Source organism: Parafrankia colletiae (assembly GCF_001854655.1).
GTDB lineage: Bacteria > Actinomycetota > Actinomycetes > Frankiales > Frankiaceae > Parafrankia > Parafrankia colletiae.
In genome coordinates, this window is the sequence record NZ_MBLM01000147.1 from 26,280 (window position 1) to 45,742 (window position 19,463).

Sequence of the window (19,463 nt, forward strand, 5' to 3'; positions counted from 1 at the left end):
TACTCCAATGAGCCACTAGAGTTGACTCTAGCCAAAGGGGAGACCATGCCCGACCTCGCACCGATCCACCACGTGAAGATCCCGGTCAGCGACGTCCGCGCCAGCAGCGACTGGTACCGGCAGGTACTCGGGCTCGAGGTGGCGATCGAGTTCACCGAGGACGGCGAGCTCCGCGGCGTCGCCCTCAAGGCCCCGGACGGCACCACCCAGATCGCGCTCCGGCACGACCCCGAACGCGCCGCCGCCCTCGCCGGCTTCGACCTCGTCGCGCTCGGCGTGCCGACCCGCGACGGCGTCCACGCCTGGGCCGACCACCTGGCCGCCCTCGGCCAGAAGCACGGCGGCCTCGTCACCGGCCACCACGGCGGCACCGTCCTCGTCGGCCTCCACGACCCCGACGGCATCGAGATCCGTCTCTACGCCGCCTGACCAACCGACTGACTGACCGACCGACCACAGACCGAGAAGGAGATTCATCATGCGACACACCGACTCCGGCGGCGACGGCAAGCCGCTCGTCCTGATCCACGCAGCAGTCTTCGCCGACTGGTTCGTGCCGTTCGAGCACGAACCGGCCGTTGCCGACCTGCGCCGGATCCGCGTCACCCGCACCGGGTACTCCGACCCCGCGCCCGCCGAGCCGCTGTCGGTGGCCGACCACGCCGCCGAGTCCGCGGATCTGTTGCGCCGCCTCGGGATCGAGCGGGCCCGGGTCCTCGCGCACTCCTCCGGCTGCGTGTTCGCGCTACAGCTCGCGCTCGACCACCCGGAACTGGTCGGCGAGCTCGTCCTGATCGAGCCGCCGCTGATCGACCCGCTCCTGCCGCCGCAGGACCGGGCGACGGCCGCGGCCGCGATCGGCCCCGCCCTCGGCGCGGCGATGGGCGCCGCCGCCCAGGGCGACCTGCGCACCGCCTTCGACACCTTCCTGGCGGCGGTGTGCGGACCGGAACACCGGTCCGTGATCGAGTCCGCACTCGGGCGAGCCGGCCTGGAACGCGCCGAACGCGACTGCGGCTACACCTTCGCCGGCGAGGTGCCCGCGCTCGCCACGTGGCACTTCGACGAGGAGCTGGCGCGCCGGATCGAGCAGCCGGTCCACCTCGTCGCCGGTGGCGACAGCCCACTCTTCACCCACCGGCTCGTCGACCACCTCGCCACGATGCTCCCCGACACCCGCACCACCATCATCCCCGGCGAGAACCACCTGCTCCCCCTCCACGCCCCCGCTGCCCTCGCCGCCCTCCTCCCCACCCCGGCCCCGGCCCCCTAGCCGCGGCTGGGCCTACCGGTGCCGGTCGAGTTGGGAGATCCGCGGGTCTCCCGGCTCCGCTGGTAGCGGGCCTTCACCTCGGCCCACCGGGCGGCCTGATCCGCGGTCAGGGAGCCCCGCAGCTCGGCGAACCGGAGCAGGTTCGCCTCCGCGCCGGAGGTGAGGGTCTGCGCTTCGGCGAGGTAGTGGTCGTGAAGCAGGGCGTCCAGCTCCTCGTCGTTCATCACCGGGACGATGCGCTCCGCCAGCCTGTTCATGTTCCGGTAGGAGCCCTGCAGCAGGAAAGGCGGTTCGGTCCGGGTCGTGTCGTCCTGCCCGGCCGAGGCTATGTAGGCGCGGTTGACGGCGAGCACGACCTGCTGGACACGCACCAGCTTCCGCAGCACAGCCAGAATCTGGTCCAGCTCGGCCTGCGGATACGGATGGCTGAGCCGATCAGGCCGCACCGACGGGTCACCCTCCGCCATCCGGATCAGAAGTTCGAGGTCGGCGTGCTCGCGGCCAGCCAGCGGAGCCAGCACCGGGTTGGACGTGACCGCGTTCTCCAGATAACTGCGGGCGAACAGCTGGTCCCGGCCGGAGAGGACGTCGCCGAGGTTCCACACGTCGGCGCGGTTGGCGAGCATGTCCGGCACGCGGAACCGTCCCCCGGACTCGGTGTAGGGGTTGCCCGCCATGCACACGGCGAAGCGTTTGCCACGCAGGTCGTAGGTGCGGGTCTGGCCGTCCCAGACGCCGTCCATCCGACGCTGGGTGTCGCACAGCGGGATGAACTTCTCCAGCAGTCCGGGGGCGGTGTGCTGGATGTCGTCCAGGTAGAGCAGCACGTTGCTGCCCAGCTCGAGCGCGAAGGCGATCTTCTCGATCTCCCGCCGGGCGGCCGCGTCGGGTGCGGCGGCGGGGTCGAGCGAGCTGACGGCGCCGCCGAGCGCCGGGCCGTCGACCTTCACGAACACCAGGCCGAGGCGGCTCGCCACGTACTCCATCAGCATGGTCTTGCCGTAGCCGGGCGGCGAGACGAGCAGCAGCAGGCCCATCCGGTCGGGATGGGTGCCGTCGCCCGCGGCGCCGAGCTGGCGGGCCAGGTTCGCGCCGACGAGCGGCAGGTAGACCTCGTCGACGAGACGGTTGCGGACGAAGCTGGCCGGCACCGTCGCCTGGTACTCGTCCAACCGCAGCCGCTCACGCTCCTGGGAGATCAGTTCGTCCCGCGCCCGCCGGTAGGCGCGGTAGGCGGGGACCCGTTCGGTGTGGAACCGGCGGGTGCGCGCCAGTGTCTCGTCGAGGCGTAGCTCAAGCCGTCCGTCATCGATGCGCGGGTGGCTGCCGAGCAGGCCGTCGACGCTGGCTACCAGGCGGGCCGACGAGTCGTGCCGGGGCAGCCGCGAGCCGCAGACCACCACGGCGACCGCCTCCGGGACGTCGGCCGCGCCGCCCGCGGCATCCCGAGGGTCCGCGGCGTTCGTGGCGCCCGCGGACTCCTCGACGTCCGCGGTGTTTCCGGCGTCAGGTCCGCTGGCCGGGTGGAAGGCGCCCAGCCAGGCTGCCGCGAGCTGATAGCGGGCCGCCAGGTCGTCGTCGAAGGTCCGCAGATCGTGGTCGAAGCTGTCGCTGACGCCCAGCTCCCCGAGCGCCCGCCGGAAGCGGGCGTGCAGCTCGCGCGCGGCGGCGCTGGTCACGAACCCGGCGGGCTCGCCGGCGAGCTCCTCGAACAGGTACTCCCCCACGATGTCGACGCCGCCGAACTGCTCGACGAGGGCCGTCAGATCGGCGAGGGCGGACGGGCGTTCGCGGCCGGTGCCGGTGCCGGTGCCGGTGAGGAACTGTGCCACGGCAACGGCGAGCTCGGCGCGCAGGTCACCGATCTGTTTCGGCCCGTCCTGGCGCGGGTTCAGCGGGGCCGCCATCTGCCCGGGAGCGACATGCTGCGCGACACCGGCATGCTGGGCGGGGCGGAACACGGCCCGCGCCCGTGCCAGCGACGCGGCCCGGCGGCCCCAGGCCACGCGGCCGGCGTCGTCGGTGCCACAGGCCCAGAACAGCTGTGCGGCGGCCCGCACGGCCGACGGGTAACGCAGCAGCCCCGCCTGCTGGTAGGACCGGGCCAGCGCGGCGAGGATCGTGGCGGCGTCCCGGTCGTGGACGCCGCGCTCGTACCCTTCGTCGTGGCGGCTCCCGGCCGCCCGGCGCACCAGCTCAAGCAGATCGTTCCCGATGTCCGCCGCCTCGACCAGTGTGGCGACGGACAACCCACCGGCACCTGCCACCGCGTCGGCGAGGATCCGGGTGGCCAGGTACTCGGCCCGGTACACCTGTGGTGACTCCGACGGCAGCGGCTGATCCCAGAACGGCCTGGTCTGCGCGAAGGATGCGGCGCGGACCGGACGGCGGTAGTCCGTCCCGGTGACCACGAACACCAGGTGGTCCCCGTCTGGGACGAGAGCGAGGTCGACCGGCTGGGTGTTGACCGTGAACAGGTGACGCCCGAGGCGGATGAGCGCGTCGTCCTCGTAGAGGTCGGCCCGGTCGCGCAGGGCCCGGCGGGCGTCCAGGCGCGCTGCCTCGACCCGACCGGCGATCTCGTCCGCGCGGATCTGCTCACCGAGGGAACGCAGCTCGGTGACGATGCCGTGCAGCGTGGTCACCATCGGGTCGGTCGCGAAGTAGGTGTTGATCTCGTCGAGGGAGCGCAGGTCCACGCAGCGGCGACGGATGCTGGCCAGGATCCGGTCGGCGGAGTCGGCTCGCCGGCCGGACCGCCGCGTCCGCGCCTGCACCAGCTCCTGGCGGCGGGCGGAGAACGTGTCGTAGAGGTCGGCCCGCCGGGCCGCGAGCTCGGTGCTGGCGTCGTCGGAGTCGCCGAAGCGCGATTCCAGGCGTTCCAGCGAGACGAGCAGCCGGCCCAGCTGCTCGTCGCAGCGCTCGGGGGTGTCGGCGATCGCCAGCGCGGCGGTGACCGCCTGGCCGAGCAGCGCGAACTCGGCCGCGAACACGGCCCGGCTCTCGATGTCGAACAGCTGCCCGCGGCGGGCGTCCAGGATGGCCCGCGCCCGGTTGGCCTCGGCGAAGACCTCCCCGATCCGGTCCAGGAGGTGGGTACGCGCGGCGGTGTCGACGATGTCGAGGCCGGTGACGATCTCGACGACGGTCTCCAGACCGGCGTTCTGTTCGGCGAGCCGCTCGGCGATCGGTGCCGCGGCCGCAGCGCTGCCGATGGCTGCCGCCCGCGCGGCCAGCTGGTCGGTTTCCGCGCGGTAGTCGGCGAAGGCGTCATCGCCCTGCAGGAACTCCACCGCGCGCCGGCCGGCGGCCGTGATCCCGGCGTCAAGCTCGGCCGCGTGCACGTCGATCCGTGCCAGGTCGATGTGGCGGACGTCGCGCAGCGCGACCAGGCGGCCCTGGGCCCGGCGCAGGTCGGCGAGCGCCGTCACGGCTGCGCCGGCGGTCTGCGGCGTCTCGTCGCGGACGCGCCGGAGCAGGGTGTCGACCTCGGCGGCGGCGTCGGCCAACGTTGCCCGGGCCGCCTCGGTGAGTGCCTGGACCGTCTCGAACTCCTCGAGCACCCGCTCGGCGGTGGCCCGGACCTCGGCGAGCGGCGCGCCCAGATCGGCGAGATCCGCGTCGCCCAGCCAGTGGTACCGGTCGAACGCCCGGCCACAGGCCCCGATCAGCGCCTCGAGCACAGCGTGGGACGGCGTCATCTCCGCCACCAGGCGTGYCACCGAGATGCAGTCCGAGATCCCCTGCACCAGGTCCGCGTTACCGATCCGCTCCAGCGGCCCGCTGCCGGTCACGGTGGCGGACTCGGCTGTGTGCCCGTACGGCGTCTGCCAGRTCTGCACGGCGTGGGTGCGGGCGGGCGCGGCAGGCGGGGTCCGCAGCAGGACCAGGGTGCCGTCGCCGAACAGGGCGTAGCCGTGGCAGGCGAGCGGCGTTGCGACATCCTGACGGATCAGGTTGTAGGGCAGCAGGAGAAACCGGCCTGTGGTCCGGGCGTGGAAGACGTAGAGCACGTCCTCCCCGCCGGGCGCGTGGATGACCCGGTCGAACTCCAGATCGGACGAGTCGGTGCCGAAGGCGCGGACGGTACCGGTGGTCAGGTGGTAGCCGTCGGCGAAGATGATCCCCTGCTCCGCGGGCAGCCGTCGGCACCCCCGCCCGATCCCGTCGAGGCGCACCACCCGGTCGTTGCGGGTGTTGAACACCAGGTACCGCCACCCGGCCTCCTTGTACGGCCGGATCCGCAGCAGGACCAGCGGTCCAACCCGGGCATGCTGGATCTCGGCGTCGGCCAGGCTCTGCAGCGGCTCGTCGACAGGCTCGCGGTAGATCCCGTCGGCGCTTTCGGTGTCGTTCTCGGTCTTGACAGTGAGGGTCCCGCCGACGGTGGAGACGAACACAGCCCCCTGCACCGAGACGTGCGGGTGCCGTCCCAGAACGTGATCGTCGCGGCTGGCGGCGATCCAGTCGAGGTCGTGCGCCGGCGGGAGGACGTGGTCCCGCTCGCCGAGATTGTCCAGGTAGTCGGCGGTGCCGCGGGTGCCGGTCCGCCACCGCAGCACCCGGATGTCCTCCGGCCGGCGGCCGGTCTGGAAGACGGCGAGCATTCTGTCGTCGAGGCGCCGGAGCCGGAGCAGCCGGGTGTCACGGTAGTACCGGTAGAGCTCGCGGAAGTCACGGTGGAGCGTCGGGTCATGCAGGACACCGGGCAGGACGTCCCCGCCCGGGCCTGCGTCGACGTCCGAGCCGACGTCCGAGCCGGCGTCGGCGTCGGGACCTGCGCTCCCGTCCGGGCCCACGCCGTCGAACCGAAACCGGGAGCCGGCGGCCCCCGCAGCCCCGCCGGCGGCGGCCCGGACCAGGCGGTGCAGTGACAGGGCGTCGGTGACTGCCGCGGGTTCCTCCCCGTCGGGCGTGGAACCCGCGGGGAGGGCGGTGGGCATGTTGCAGCCGAGCAGCAGATGCTCACCGAGCGCAACGATGTCCTGCGGCACACAGGGATGTCGGGTGCTGACCTGTTCGGTGCCGAGCAGGCGGAGCCCGATGCCGCCGAACACCGCCAGCCGGTGGGCGTTGAGGGTGTCGGCCCGGCGGGTCAGCTCCGTTGCCTGCTCGGCCAACCGGGCCCGCAGCACCTCGTAGCTGTCCCGTTCGGTAGCGCTCCGTTCGGTCGGGACGGGGGCCACGCTGCCGGCCTCAGCGGGTGGTGCCGCGGCCGGTGGCAGGACCGGTGGCCGTGGGCTTCGCAGTGGCGTCGGCCCGCGTCACCGCGGCGGACGTGGTCTCCGGCTGCGCCGTGCCGGCGACCACATCCGCCAGTTCCCGCAGCTTGGCGGCGTCCAGCCCACCCCCCTTGAGTATCTGCAGGAGCAGCGCCGACACCGTGAGGTTCTGGACATCACCGGAGCCCAGCGAACCGAGCACCCGCGTCAGATCCGCGGTGAAGTCCGCCGAGCCGTCCAGCCAGTTGCCCGCCAGGCCTCCGACGACGTCGGAGTGGCCGACGAAGCCGTCCACCGCCCGGCCCATGGTGATCGAGCTCAGCAGCCGGTCGAAGAACATGCTCTCGCCGCCGACGATGTCGATGTCGGCGTTCTCCAGTCCGGCAGCCAGCACCACGGCCTGGGATTCGGCGATCCGACGCTGGCTGTCGAGGCCGGCGAGCCGGATCTCCTTCTCGGCTTCCAGCCGCAGCCGGTACTCCTCGTGGCCCCGGCTCGCCTCGTCCAACGCCGCCATCGCCGCCGCCTTCTCGGTGAGGCCGTCGGCCTCGCCCCGCAGCCGCTCCCGGATCGCCGCCGCGGCGACCAGTGCCTTCTCCCGGTCGACCACGGCCTCGGCCCGACCGACCTTCTCGATCGCCTCCGCCTCCCGTTCCCGCACCGTGGCCGCGGCCAGTCCCTTGGCGGCGGCCTCGGCCTGCAGGCCCTGGGCCAGCTGGATCTTGGCGCGGGTGTCCAGATCGGCAGCCCGCTGCCGGGCCTCGGCGAGGACCACCGTCTCCCGCGCCCGGTGGCCGGCGGCCTCCTCGGCGGCCTCGGCCGCCTTGATGTCCTTGACGAGAGCCTGCTGGGCCTCGGCCTCCGCCTCGATCACCAGAGCCTGCCGCAACCGCTCCGCATCCTCGACGGCCCGCAGCCGCTTGATGCCCTCCTCCTGCTCGGCGACCGTCAGCTCCACCGCGATCCGGTCACGGAGCACCTCGGCGACCGCCTGCTTCTGCACTTCCAGTTCCTTGTCCTTGGCAGCCCGGGAAAGCTCGGTCTCCCGCTCGCGGGCAATGACCTCGAGCTGGCGGTCCTTCTCGATCCGCTCGGTCTCGATGGCGATGACCCGCTCCCGGTTCTTCTCCGCGACGGCGATCTCCCGGGCCTGGTTCTCCCGCTGGATGCCGAGCTGCTCGTCGGCGCGCAGCGCCGCGGAGGTGGCCTTCAGCCGTTCCTCGGCCTGCACCCGGGCGGTCTCGGCCTCCTCCCGAGCCCGCAACGTCGCGATCTCCTGCTCCTGCCTGGTCTCGGCGTCGGCCTGCCGCCGCTCGAGCTCGAGAATCGTCTCCCGCGCCTCGACGTCCTGGCGGGTGACCTCCTTCTCCTCCTGGCGCTGGAACTCGTTGGTACGGACATGCTCGATCGCGGTGAGTTCGGTGATCTTCCGGATGCCCTGGGCGTCGAGGATGTTGGCCGGGTCGAGYTGGGACATCGGGGTCTGCTCGAGGAAGTCGATGGCGGCGTCCTCCAGGCTGTAGCCGTTCAGATCGCGGCCGATGGCCTGGATGATCTGGTCGCGGAAATCCTCACGCTTCGTGTAGAGGTCGACGAAGTCGAACTGCTTGCCGACGGTCTTCAGCGCCTCCGAGAACTTGGCGTTGAAGAGCTCCTGAAGTGTCGTCTGGTCACTGGCCCGCGCGGTGCCGATCGCCTGCGCCACCTTGATGACGTCCTCGACGGTCTTGTTGACCCGGACGAAGAACGTGATGCGGATGTCCGCCCGCATGTTGTCGCGACAGATCAGCCCCTCCCGGCCGGTCCGCCGGATCTCGATCGTCTTGACGGAGATGTCCATCACCTCCGCGCGGTTCAGGATCGGTAACACGATCCCTCCGGTGAAGGTGACGTCGACCTTCTTGGACCGCGAGATGATCAGGGCTTTTCCCTGCTCCACCCGGCGGGACAGCCGGCTGACCGCGACGAGTGCGCCCAGCGCGACGAGAATGATGACGCCGAACAACACGCCCAGGACTATCGCAACGAGGCTCATCTGCTTTCCTACGCTCTCAGTCGGCCGCGGGGAGGTCGCGGTCCAGTTCACGGGTGAAGTCCAGCGGGCTCACCCAGAAGAACTCGCCGGCAGGSTCATAGCTGTAGATCACGGCAGAGCTGCCCGCCTGTAACAACGGGTTGAGGTCCGGATGTCGCACCTGGACCAGCGCGGACGACCCGTCAGCCGCCCTGACCTCCGCCTGGCCGAACTCAGGGCCCACCCGGCCGGTGCGGATGACGCACACCCGGCCCATCAGTTCGGTGCGGGACGAGGCCACCCCGCGCCCCCGCAGCCCGCGCAGCCTGCGCAGCGGGAAGAGCAGCAGACGAACCAGGAGCCAGACGCACACCAGCGCCAGCGCGACCGCCACGACGGCCAGCGCGACGCGGAAGGATGCGCCCAGCTCGACGCGATCAAACAGTGCCGCACCGGGCGGATCCGTGGAGGAATGCACAGCGGTCAGCAGCGACGCTGATCCGCATTCGCGCCGACCACCTCACGGTTCCGGACGAGGTCAGGCGTCGCGGACCAGGAAAACCCCGCCATCTGGCGACAATCAGATTCCGACGCGACCGAGGATGCCATGGCACAGAGCTCCGATCAGAAACACCGACGGTGGTAACCGTCGCCCCGACTTCCCACGCATTGGAACACATCCGACCCGGACCCCCTCCCCGCTATCGCCTTCCTGACGGGGTTATTCCGGATCCGGCCAACCGCCGCGACGAGTCCGGTGAGGTTGCCCATCTGGTTCCTACCGAGGCACCCGCATGGTATGAAGCCCGTGAACTGTAAGAACGGTTTCCCATGCACCCTGAAGACCCCGGAAGGCCTCCGCCGTCGTAGTCGGAAGGGCTCTCAACACGAGGCCCTGGCCGCCTGCACTTCGCCGAGTGTTCGTCGCGCGACCTCACTGAAGTCGTCGCCGTCAGCCGTGTCGCTCCAGCGCTCATAGGCGATCGCCAGGGTGAGTGCACCCAGCTCCGCGGCCACCCGCGAAACCAGGTCGGGAACACCACGGCGCCTGAGCGCGTCGGTCATCGATGCGGTGAGATTCAGCCCCTTCAGCGCCTCGCGTTCCCGCAGTTCCGGGTTGGCTGCGATCACTTCCCGCCGCCGGGCGCTGAACTCGCGACGGTCGGGTGTGAAGGCTTCCCTCCCGATCGCGTCCAGGGCATGAGCCACCGCTTCGAGCGGGGTTGCCGCGGCCGGCGCCGCGGCGATCCCGTCGACGAGCAGTCCGGCCATCGTGTCACCGCCGAAGAGCACCTCCCGCTTGTCCGGGAAATGACGAAAGAAGGTGCTCTTCGTGAGCCCGGCGCGCTCCGCGATCTCGATCACCGTCGTGCTCTYGTAGCCCCGTTCCGCAAACAGGGAGAGGGCTGCGATCACGAGTCGCTCTGATGCGTTGGGTTGCCAGCGAGCCACGGAACCAGCCTACGGGACTCGGTCCCGTAGGCTGTACAGTGATGAGACCAGGTCCCATCACCTTGCCTGCTGGAGGTTCCCGTGAGCCGAGCTGTCATCTACGAGACGTTCGGAGGTCCCGAGGTACTGGAGCTGCGGGAGGTCCCGGAACCGCACGCCGGGCCGGGCGAGGTCCGAGTCCGGGTGACGGCCGCCGGACTGAATCCCATGGACTGGATACTTGCCTCACTACCGGAGGCCGCGGAGCAGTTCGGCGTCACCGTGCCGTCCGGCTTCGGCTACGACTTCGCCGGGGTCGTCGACGAGGTGGGCCGCGGCGCCACGGGTTTTGCTGCTGGCGCCCGTGTGTACGGCGGCGCGCTGGGCCGCGCCGCCGCCGACTTCGTGGTGGTCAGGACGTCCACCGAGACGTCCGATGCGCCCGAGGCGCTCCGGCACACACCGGAGGGCATCACCGACGAGGTGGCTGCCACCCTTCCCGTGGCCGGCATGACCGCCGCCGCCGCCCTGGCTGCCATCGATCTGCGGCACGGTGACACCGTCCTGGTAGGCGGCGCCGCCGGCGGTGTGGGTGTGTTCGCCCTGCAGCTCGCGAAGCTCGCCGGCGCCAGAGTCATCGGGACCGCGTCGGAGGGCACGTTCGAGTTCCTGCGGCAGTTCGGCGCCGAACCCGTGGCCTACGGCCCCGGCCTGGCAGAGCGGGTACGGACACTGGCCCCCGAGGGCGTGACTGCGGCGACCGACCTGTTCGGCACCGAAACGGCCGAGGCCGCGCTCACGCTCGGCGTTCCACCCGAGCGGATCTCCACCATCGCGGCCGGGCCCAATCCCCCCGGTGGCGTGCGCGCGACCGGCGGCGCCGACGCGAGCCCGGACGCCCTGACGAAGATCACCGACGCGATCCTCGCCGGCAGGATCACCGTGCCGATCGCCGCGACCTTCCCGATCGAGCAGACCCGCGAGGCCGTGACACTACAGGCCGGACGCCACGTCCACGGCAAGATTGTGATCACGCTTTGACCCTGCCTGCCTCGGCAGCTGCGCCAGCCCCGCCTGGCGCGAGGCGTCCACCGGGCCAGCAAACCGGCGCACGGTCGCCAGCGGGGCGGATCCCCTCTCGATTCCCCCGCACTCTGAGACGCGACACGAAGCGCGCGTTCCAGCGGCACACTCGAACATTTGTTTGATGCGAATCGGTGCTTTCGACATTAAAAGTCTCTCGCCACGCTTCGAGCGACCTCATTCGAGCCAAACAGAGGCAAACGTCAGATTACTGACCTATCCTCATCTGTGACACCAGGTGAGGAGATCGCTACGTGCGTGCCCACGAGTCACCGCCGATGCTCCCCGACACTGCTGTTCCGACCATCTACGCAGAGAGGCCGCGGCCCCGCACCACCGCGGCGCTCCCGGGCGCCAGACCAGCGACGGGCATCCGCCCGCTGCCGGAGCCGTCCGCCCTCGGTCAGGCCGTTCTGCTCGGCATGGAGATCGCCGGTGTCGAGCGGCAGATCCAGCATCTGAACGACACCCAGCACCAGCTGAACCGTCATCGCCGGCGGTGGGAAGCCGGTGGCCGGGCCGAGCAGAACGTGACCCGGACGCTGATAGCCATGGAGGACGCCGGGTGGCATGTGCTGCCGGACAGGCAGTGGCCGGGCACCCGCAGAGCCAACATCGACGTGATCCTGGTGGGGCCCGGCGGGGTCTTCGTCGTGGACGTGAAGAACTGGCGGGAGGCCTCCGTCGAGCGCGGCCGGTTGTGGCGCGGCGACGCCGATGCGGACGACGACATCCGCAAGCTTGTGGATCAGGCCGCCGCAGTGGCAGAGGTGCTGGCGGATGCGGGCCTGCCGCCGACCGAGGTGGTGGCGCTGCTGGTCCTGGCCGGGCGCAGGAACATCAGGGAACCGATCGACGCGGTGACCGTCCTCGGGGAGCACGACCTCGCCAGGGAGCTGGCGCGCCGGGGCGCCCGTCTGACCCCTGACCTCGTTGAACGGCTACTGGACGAGCTGGAGCGTGGATGCCCTCCGATGCCCCGCGCCGCGCACCAGGTAGTGCTGACCTCCCAGCCGGTGGGACGCCCGCCGGCACGTAGGGAAGATCCACCCCCCGCCAGCGGACGGACATCCGCCCCAGGGTTGTCGGCCCGGCTCGAGCTCCCGGAGGCCGGCGAACCAGGTGAAGGTCCGTTGACCGGTCAGGGCTCGTTGCTGAGTCGCGACGAACTGTGGCAGGAGCTGCTCGACGCCGCCGACCGTGAACCGATCGAGACGTGGATGACCTGGCTGCATCCAACGCAGGCGCGCTTTGCCGGCCGGAAGTGGTCTGGTCCGGCACGTGTCCGGGGCGCGGCGGGCACCGGCAAGACGGTCGTCGCGCTGCATCGCGCCAAGTTCCTGGCCACCCGCGGGGACCGGGTGTTGTTCACGTCGAAGGTGCGCACCCTGGGTCCGGTCTACCGCGCCCTGCTGACCCGGATGGCGCCTGACCATGTGGAGCRCATCGAGTTCGTCAACGTCCATGCCGTCGCCGCCCGCTGTCTTCGCGATCACGGCCTGGCGGGCCGGCACCTGCAGGACGCCGCCGACACCTGCTTCTCACGGGCCTGGGCGCAGATTGGACAGCACTCGGTCCTGCCCGGCCTCGGGCTCGGTCTCGGCCCCCAGTACTGGCAGGACGAGATCGCGATCGTCATCAAGGGCAGGGGCCTTACCTCGTACTCGCAGTACGCCGGACTGGCGCGAGTAGGGCGCAGTACGCCGCTGCAACCGGCCCACCGACGCGCGGTCTGGGATCTCTACGAACGGTACGAGCAGCTCCGGACGGAACGCGGTGTCCTCGACCGTGACGATGTGCTGCTTCTTGCTCGTGACATGGTCCGCGAAAGTTCCGAAACCCGCTACGACGCGGTGATCGTCGATGAGGTGCAGGACCTGACGTGCGTCGGCCTTCAACTGCTGCACGCCTTCGTCGGAGACAAGCCCGACGGCCTGCTTGTCGTCGGCGACGGTCAGCAGTCCATCTACCCGGGCGGATTCACCCTCGCCGAGGCAGGTGTCCCCGTTGTGGGACGTTCCACGGTGTTGACGCGAAACTACCGCAACCGGGCGGAGATCCTTCGCCATGCCCAGACAGTGATCGCCGACGACAGCTTCGACGATCTCGACGGCACCCCGGAACGCGGGCGACGCGACGTCGACATCGAGCGCCCCGGAGGTGAGATAACGGAAGTCACCGTGCCAGACGCGGCCGCGCAGAACACGGCACTGTRCACGCATCTCACGGAACTACATACCGACAGAGACATCCGGTATGGCGACATGGCCGTGCTCGTGTCAACGAACGAGGCGGAGTTCCACTGGCTGCGGGTGCTCGCTGGGCACGGAATTCCGGCAATATCGCTGATGGACTACGACGGAACCAACGGTGAAGGCGTCAAGGTCGGGACATACCACCGGGCCAAGGCCCTCGACTTCGCCCATGTCTGCCTACCCGACCGTAATCTTTTCCCTGGCCCTCGGCGGCCTTCCGAGGCCGCCGATGCCTTCCATGAACGCACCCGATTGGAACGCCGACAACTGTACGTGGCGATCACGCGGGCACGCGACACCGTGTGGGCAGGGATTCGTCAGCTCCCCAACCCCGACCCCGACCCCGGCCACGGCCACGGCCACTCGGACCCGACTCGGTGAACCCGGCCAGCATGGCGAGCCTCCGCCACCCGCACCCCCGGGTGCGCCGTTCCGTTGGACCCGGGGCCTGACACGCGATCAAATGGCCTGACGGAGAACCGCGCACGCGGGCAGACGTGGGCGGACGCGGCGGAAGGAACGAGACGCCATGACAACACCTCCTCCTACCAGCACCACGCCCGCACCCGCGGCCGCCCTTCCGGCAGCCGGATCCGTGAAGCCGGCGACCACCACCGGCCGGGGGCGGGTCCACGCCGAGCAGGCGCACAAGCGGGTCCGAGCACTCCTCGGCGGCCATGTCGTCGTGGACACGATCCGTCCCGTACTGGTCTGGGAAGGCCCGCACTACCCCGTCTACTACCTGCCCGCCGAAGACGTCCGCGCGGCCCTCGAACCAAACGGGAAGATCACGCGCTCGCCAAGCCGGGGCGACGCCGTCCGCCACAACGTGGTCATCGCCGACCAGACAGCGCCGGACGCCGCGGGCACCTACCCCGACTCCCCCATCCCCCAGCTACGCGACCTCGTCCGGCTCGACTGGGACGCGATGGACGTCTGGCTGGAGGAGGACGAGATCATCTACGGGCACGCCCGTAACCCCTACCACCGCATCGACGCCCTTTCCAGCTCCCGACACGTACGCGTGGAGATCGACGGCGTGACAGTCGCCGACTCCGTCCGCCCCGTCGCACTGTTCGAATCCGGCATCCGCCCGCGCTACTACCTCCCGCTGACCRACGTGCGGACAGAACTGCTGGTGCCTTCCGACTCCGCGACCCACTGCCCCTACAAGGGCACCGCCGGCTACTACTCCGTCCAGGTCAACGGCAAAATCCACGAGGACGTCGTCTGGCTCTACCGCACCCCGCTGCCCGAGAGCATCCGCATCGCCGGCCTGGTCTGCTTCTACGACGAGAAGGTCGACGTCTTCGTCGACGGGACACACACCTGACCCATCTCCGCTGACCGCAGGCCGCAGGCCGTCGGCTGACCGCGGGACGTCGACGATCGCGGGATGTCGACGATCGCGCGGCCTGGAAGAGGTTCCACGGAACAGCGTTTCAGGGGGCGTGTCGCCTGGCCTCGACGCGCAGTGCCCGTCTTCGGATCGCCGCGACCACCAGCAGCACGACCACCAGAGGCGGGCCGAAGAGGACGACGAGTCCGAACCCGATGTTGGCGCCGATCACTCCGGCGGTCGCGATGTGGTACCCGAGGCCGAGGATCACACCGATCCCCACCAGCGGGCAGATCGTCTGCCACTGGTGGCGGTACCGGTGCCGGTCAGCGGCCCGGCGGCCCCTGCGCGCCAGAAACGCCGCAGAGGCTGCCGCCAGGAGCAGCGCGGCGACACCGATGGCCGTCATCCATCCGGGCGCGATGTCCAGCGGCCGGATGGCGTAGTCGAGTTCCGACCGGGGGACGCCCTGTTCGTCGTCCTGTCCCAGCAGTCCTGCGACCGCAACCGGCACGGCCGCGATCAGGAGGATGGCGGCACCGCCGTGGAGGACTCGCACACCCGCATGGGTGGAGGTCGGCGTCCACGTCGGCTGCGAGGTCGGCATGCGGGCCAGTCTTCCCATCGACTCCCGGGACGTCCTGAGTGCGAGTACTCAATTTCACCGTGGCTGTTTCAACGGCCGCGCTGCCGCCGAGAAGGTCAGCGGCGGGGGCGACCGAGATTGAAGCGGTCGAGGACGACCGGGGCGACGTCCGGTGTCCTCAGGTCGAAGGAGTAGCTGACGACCTGTCCCGGGCCGGTGTCGAACACCGAGAACATGGCGTGGTCGTTGCTCTGGACGGTGCCGTTGCAGCCRCTGTTGCCCTGCAGGACGGGGAAGAACGCGCTGCCGCGGGTGTCGTCGAACCACTCCGAGGCCCGGCCCGGGACGTTGACCAGGTCACCGGCGACGAACACCGCGTCCGTCCATCCGATGGTCCTCAGCGCATCTGCAGGTTCACCGGTGTGTTCACCATCGCCTGGTAGTCACTGGTCAGCAGGATCTTCGCCGGCTGGCCGGCGCGCGGCAGGGGCCGCAGCCGGAAGGTACCCGAACCGACCAGGCCGGCCCCAGCCGGACCGGAACCGTCCGAAGCGGAGCCGTCCAGGCTCACGACCGGTAGGGCACACGCTCCCCTGCCCTCAGCCCGTTGACGGACGCCTCATGCCGCCACACGTCACGCGCGACGATGCCGGCATCGGCCGCGGGCCTGCGATCCGCCGGCACATTCGAGGCGGAGTCCTCGGCGGACCTCGACAGCTTCGTCGTCGACGCCGTCACCCGGGTGATCCCGGGGAGACGGACACGGCCCGTGGCAACGGCGCCGAGCGTTCTGGCATCCAGTCGGTCGACACCCCGCCCGACCAGGGCTGCATGCCTGCTGCCGGCGAACTCGGTGAACCACACGACGTGCACGTCGCGCTCCGAGGGCGCCTGCAGGAACGGGTCGGTCAGCAGCGGCAGCGATCCGACCGGGTCGGTCGAGAACGCCGTCTCAGCCAGCGCCTGGGGCCGCAGGGTCCCCGCGAACGTCGGCAACACGGTCCCACCCAGAATCCCGCAGAGTGCGCCGGCGGCGACGGCGGATGACGCCGCCCTGCGCCGCCAGGAATGTCGCGACCTGGCGCGGGACAGGACAGCAGAGTAGAGAGAACCTCTATTCGCTTGTAGAAGATCGATGGCGCCCGAGCATGACCGCCCCGCGTGGCACCCGCCTTGCGTACCCGCCACCGGTAGATGTCTCTGGAGCAAACGAACTCCTCGTGGTCGACCGGCATCCGCACTCGAGTACATTTTCAAGACCGTCGAGCGCTTTTGACAGCAAAGGCGCCTGACGACATCGACGGGAGCCCGCCTTTCGCAAACGCAGACAAATAACCGTCTGCCGACCTATTCCTACCCGGAACGCAAGGTGAGGAGGCTGCGACGTGTCCGCCGACGGGTCATCGCTGGTCCTTTCCGGCACCACTGTTCCGATCATCGAGAGATGGACACCGCCGCCGCCTGAGACCACGGCGCCGACAGCCGCCGCACCGGTGACGGGCACCCGCCTGGCCACCATCGATGTGATCAGGGATCTCCGGTACGGCGACAGCTGTACGTAGCTGTCGCAAGGGCAGGTGATACCGCGCGAGCGGGTCTCCACCAGCTCCCCGATCGCGGCCACCCGGAACCCGGGACGAGCGGGACCACTCGGTGAGGCCCGGTTCCTCCCTATGATTTCCGATCATACTCGGACCGCCTGGAGTGCAGCTTTCCACCGAATGAGAGTCAGGCCTCCAGAATCATTTTCAGGAAAGGACTCGGCGCACCCGACCAGGAGACTGCGAGGAACTCACGGGCTCGCGTACACGCCACGTGAAGGAGACAGAGCTCGCGCTGTAGGTCCTGCACGTGGAGGGTTGCCTCCACCGTCTGCGACGTGACAGCCTGCGGAAGCGGAACCGAACGGGCCGAGACATCGACGACGGCCACCGCACGGTATTCCAGGCCTTTCATCCGGTGCATCGTGCCGATCTCGACGCCTCCGCGTTTCCGCCGGTCGAGCGGACTTGGTTCGATTCCGGCCGCGCGGAGTGCGTCGGTGGCATCGTCGGCCATTCTGCGGGTACGAGCTGCGACGCCGATCGCGGCTGGCTCGACGCCACCGTCGAGCCAGCCGCGGATCGTCGAAACAAGTCCGTCAAGTTCGGCAGCTGCCGTCAGGTAGCCGTGCGCGGTTGGATCCTGTACGCCGCGAAAGGCCGACCGGTAGCCATCCAGGTGGTCAAGCCCGCCGTCGAGGTCGTCGACGACCTGGCCGTTCAGCAGCGCGACGGCCCAGGTAAGAATCTCCTCGCTGGTTCGGTAGTTGAGCCGCAGGCGGTGTGACCTACCACGAACGTTGATGCCCATGGCCGTCAGAGCAACACGGTGGTCGTAAATTCGCTGGTGCGCGTCGCCGACGACGAACAGGTCGTCGGGGCCGTCGGCGACCACTGCGCGCAGGAGCCGCCACTGCACGGGGTGCAGATCCTGCGCCTCGTCAACGACAACGTGGGGGAACAGGTCCCCAGCTGCCCCACTTCGAACGTACTGGGCCGCGTCGTCCGCGAGCTGATGGAAAGTTCGCTCCCCCGAATCACCGAGCACACCGAGGAAGTACTCGACGGCGGTCCAGACCTGGAGACGCTGCGTCCTGGTCAGTGGCTGTATTCGTCCAGCTCGTGGTGCGGACAGATAGTCCATGGGCGTCCGCACACCCCTGGCCAGGATAACGTTCTCCCATTCCTGGCGGAGCATGGCCGGGGTGAACGGTGCGCCCGTGGCAGCTGTGGCGGCAGTCCAGATTTTCGTCAGGGAGTCGTCGTCGAGAACGATTTTCGGAGCCGCACCCTCGACCTCGGTCACAATGCGATGTGCAAGAGCATCGACGGTGGTTACCTCGACCGCGGAGCTGGTGTCGGCTCCGGTGACCGCGTCGAGCGAGGCCAGGCCGGCTCGGAGGCCCTCGGCAAGGGTTCGTACGAACGTCGTGACCAGAACCGGCCGCCCGTGTTTCTCGGGCAGGCGGCGCGCGAGATGGTGAGCACGGTGCAGCGCGACGACCGTCTTGCCGGTGCCCGCCCCGCCCGTGACCCGGACCGGGCCTGCGAACTTTTCTCGGTAGGCGATCCTGCGCTGTGTCGGGTGCAGGAAGATGCGCCACAGTTCCAGCGGGTGCTCCAGCGCCTCCTGCAGCTCCCGGGCGCTCTGCGGTACGAAGACCGTCGGCGAGGCGAGGGCTGCGACGGAGGGGTCCGGCTCCCTGCTGACCACGCTGCTCCTGATGCCGAGCTCGGCCCGCACCTCGCGGACGGAGTAGCCGGCGGCGAGCATCTCGAGCACCTCGTGCTGGCTGTGTGGCATCGCCCTGGACAGCAGGTCGAGGTCAGTGTCCGCCCGAACACGGCGGACAAGCGGCAGATGAACGGCCTCGATGCCGAGTTCCAGAAGAACAGTGTTGCCGTATGCGTCGAACGCTCCGGGCCGGAGATCGCCAGCTACAGATGGTAGTGATTTCGATACATTACGCATTGCTTCGACGTCCACGATCTCCACCTCGCGCGTCGCCGAGTTGATCGCAAACGTGTGGTTCGCCAGCCAGACGTACGCCCTGTCATGCTCGAGAACGTCGAACAGTATGTAGTGATCTCCCTCCACAGGTGCCATTACGACGCCCCGCCAGAACTTCGTAACCCGGATCGTCCGTCCACGGTCGTCCGCGAGCGCGTGGGGCTTCTCGAGGTGAAGCCCTGCGATCGTGCTCTCCTGGAATCTGCCGAGCAGCTCGGGGATCCTCTTCTGCACCTCCTTCGGAAGATCCGGAAGGCGCCTGAAGAAGCTCTGCGCGAAGCCGAGTGAGGCCATGGACACCCCGAGTGTTCGATCCGACACCTCAGGCGGACGCGGACAGGTCGCATACCCCCCGAGGAAACCGTTGCACTGATCACGCAGCGCGATGCACCACATGGTAGTCCCGCCACCCCGGACGGCATCTGTCCGGCGACCGCCGGCGTGGAGCACCACCGTCATCCACGCAACACGCGACGGCRTGGCACCACCTCAACCCAATACTGTCGCGATCCGCAGCACCTCATGCACAGACGATGACTAGGKTGGACGGTCAGCGGCGATATCCGACCCGCTGCATGACCAGCAACCGGAGAAGATCGTTCGTGACCGTGGCACCCGGTTTCCGCATGGCCATCTGACGGACGAGGCTTCTTGGATCCCGTTGGGATCGCCCGGGCCTGATCCGGTCCTGCTATAGAACAGATGAGA

The 19,463-nt window shown here is 69.6% G+C and carries 14 protein-coding genes; 5 read left to right on the forward strand and 9 right to left on the reverse strand.

The window, feature by feature from the left end; all coding sequences use genetic code 11:
• Positions 1 to 45 precede the first annotated feature (45 nt).
• Positions 46 to 429, forward strand: coding sequence for a VOC family protein (locus tag CC117_RS26210; protein WP_071088737.1), 384 nt, complete (start codon positions 46 to 48; stop codon positions 427 to 429).
• A gap of 49 nt (positions 430 to 478) precedes the next feature.
• Positions 479 to 1,273 carry an alpha/beta fold hydrolase gene (locus tag CC117_RS26215; protein WP_071088739.1) on the forward strand — a complete coding sequence of 265 codons (795 nt, stop codon included), beginning with the start codon at positions 479 to 481 and terminating at the stop codon, positions 1,271 to 1,273.
• Here the strand turns inward: CC117_RS26215 and CC117_RS26220 are convergent.
• The 4 genes from CC117_RS26220 to CC117_RS26235 form a co-directional block, all read right to left on the reverse strand.
• Positions 1,270 to 6,459, reverse strand: coding sequence for a DNA repair ATPase (locus CC117_RS26220; RefSeq protein WP_241830437.1), 5,190 nt, complete (start codon positions 6,457 to 6,459; stop codon positions 1,270 to 1,272). The two genes, CC117_RS26215 and CC117_RS26220, sit on opposite strands and share 4 nt — an antisense overlap.
• Positions 6,460 to 6,469: 10 nt before the next feature.
• On the reverse strand, positions 6,470 to 8,530 hold the full coding sequence (locus CC117_RS26225) for an SPFH domain-containing protein (protein ID WP_071088743.1): 2,061 nt from the start codon (positions 8,528 to 8,530) through the stop codon (positions 6,470 to 6,472).
• A gap of 16 nt (positions 8,531 to 8,546) precedes the next feature.
• Complete coding sequence (locus tag CC117_RS26230; protein ID WP_071088746.1) at positions 8,547 to 8,987, reverse strand: hypothetical protein; 441 nt, start codon at positions 8,985 to 8,987, stop codon at positions 8,547 to 8,549.
• A 404-nt stretch (positions 8,988 to 9,391) separates the two neighbouring features.
• Positions 9,392 to 9,961, reverse strand: coding sequence for a TetR/AcrR family transcriptional regulator (locus CC117_RS26235; RefSeq protein ID WP_071088748.1), 570 nt, complete (start codon positions 9,959 to 9,961; stop codon positions 9,392 to 9,394).
• Between the two features lie 81 nt (positions 9,962 to 10,042).
• Here CC117_RS26235 and CC117_RS26240 point away from each other — a divergent pair, with 81 nt between their 5' ends.
• The 3 genes from CC117_RS26240 to CC117_RS26250 all read left to right on the forward strand — a co-directional run bounded on the left by CC117_RS26240 (position 10,043) and on the right by CC117_RS26250 (position 14,611).
• A complete protein-coding gene (locus CC117_RS26240; RefSeq protein WP_071088750.1) occupies positions 10,043 to 10,981 on the forward strand; it encodes an NADP-dependent oxidoreductase in 939 nt (312 codons plus the stop codon).
• Between the two features lie 296 nt (positions 10,982 to 11,277).
• Complete coding sequence (locus tag CC117_RS26245) at positions 11,278 to 13,659, forward strand: nuclease-related domain-containing DEAD/DEAH box helicase (RefSeq protein WP_407673586.1); 2,382 nt, start codon at positions 11,278 to 11,280, stop codon at positions 13,657 to 13,659.
• Positions 13,660 to 13,807: 148 nt separating this feature from the next.
• On the forward strand, positions 13,808 to 14,611 hold the full coding sequence (locus CC117_RS26250; RefSeq protein ID WP_071088754.1) for a DUF427 domain-containing protein: 804 nt from the start codon (positions 13,808 to 13,810) through the stop codon (positions 14,609 to 14,611).
• Between the two features lie 109 nt (positions 14,612 to 14,720).
• Here the strand turns inward: CC117_RS26250 and CC117_RS26255 are convergent, their stop codons facing one another.
• From CC117_RS26255 to CC117_RS26270, 5 genes are all read right to left on the reverse strand, one after another.
• Positions 14,721 to 15,224, reverse strand: coding sequence for a hypothetical protein (locus tag CC117_RS26255; protein ID WP_071088756.1), 504 nt, complete (start codon positions 15,222 to 15,224; stop codon positions 14,721 to 14,723).
• Between the two features lie 95 nt (positions 15,225 to 15,319).
• Positions 15,320 to 15,577 (reverse strand): hypothetical protein, encoded by a 258-nt coding sequence (locus CC117_RS26260; protein WP_071088758.1) that lies wholly within the window; start codon positions 15,575 to 15,577, stop codon positions 15,320 to 15,322.
• Between the two features lie 23 nt (positions 15,578 to 15,600).
• A complete protein-coding gene (locus CC117_RS37605; RefSeq protein WP_157905457.1) occupies positions 15,601 to 15,774 on the reverse strand; it encodes a hypothetical protein in 174 nt (57 codons plus the stop codon).
• On the reverse strand, positions 15,771 to 16,202 hold the full coding sequence (locus CC117_RS26265; RefSeq protein ID WP_071088760.1) for a hypothetical protein: 432 nt from the start codon (positions 16,200 to 16,202) through the stop codon (positions 15,771 to 15,773). The genes CC117_RS37605 and CC117_RS26265 overlap by 4 nt, the downstream gene beginning before the upstream one ends.
• Before the next feature lie 729 nt (positions 16,203 to 16,931).
• Positions 16,932 to 19,214 carry a UvrD-helicase domain-containing protein gene (locus CC117_RS26270; RefSeq protein WP_241830439.1) on the reverse strand — a complete coding sequence of 761 codons (2,283 nt, stop codon included), beginning with the start codon at positions 19,212 to 19,214 and terminating at the stop codon, positions 16,932 to 16,934.
• Positions 19,215 to 19,463 lie beyond the last annotated feature (249 nt).

Bases quoted from the DNA above. Each gene is read 5' to 3' on its own strand.
- CC117_RS26210 (WP_071088737.1), top strand. From the start codon at position 46: ATGCCCGACCTCGCACCGATCCACCACGTGAAGATCCCGGTCAGCGAC.
- CC117_RS26215 (WP_071088739.1), top strand. From the start codon at position 479: ATGCGACACACCGACTCCGGCGGCGACGGCAAGCCGCTCGTCCTGATC.
- CC117_RS26255 (WP_071088756.1), bottom strand. From the start codon at position 15,224: ATGCCGACCTCGCAGCCGACGTGGACGCCGACCTCCACCCATGCGGGT.
- CC117_RS26270 (WP_241830439.1), bottom strand. From the start codon at position 19,214: ATGACGGTGGTGCTCCACGCCGGCGGTCGCCGGACAGATGCCGTCCGG.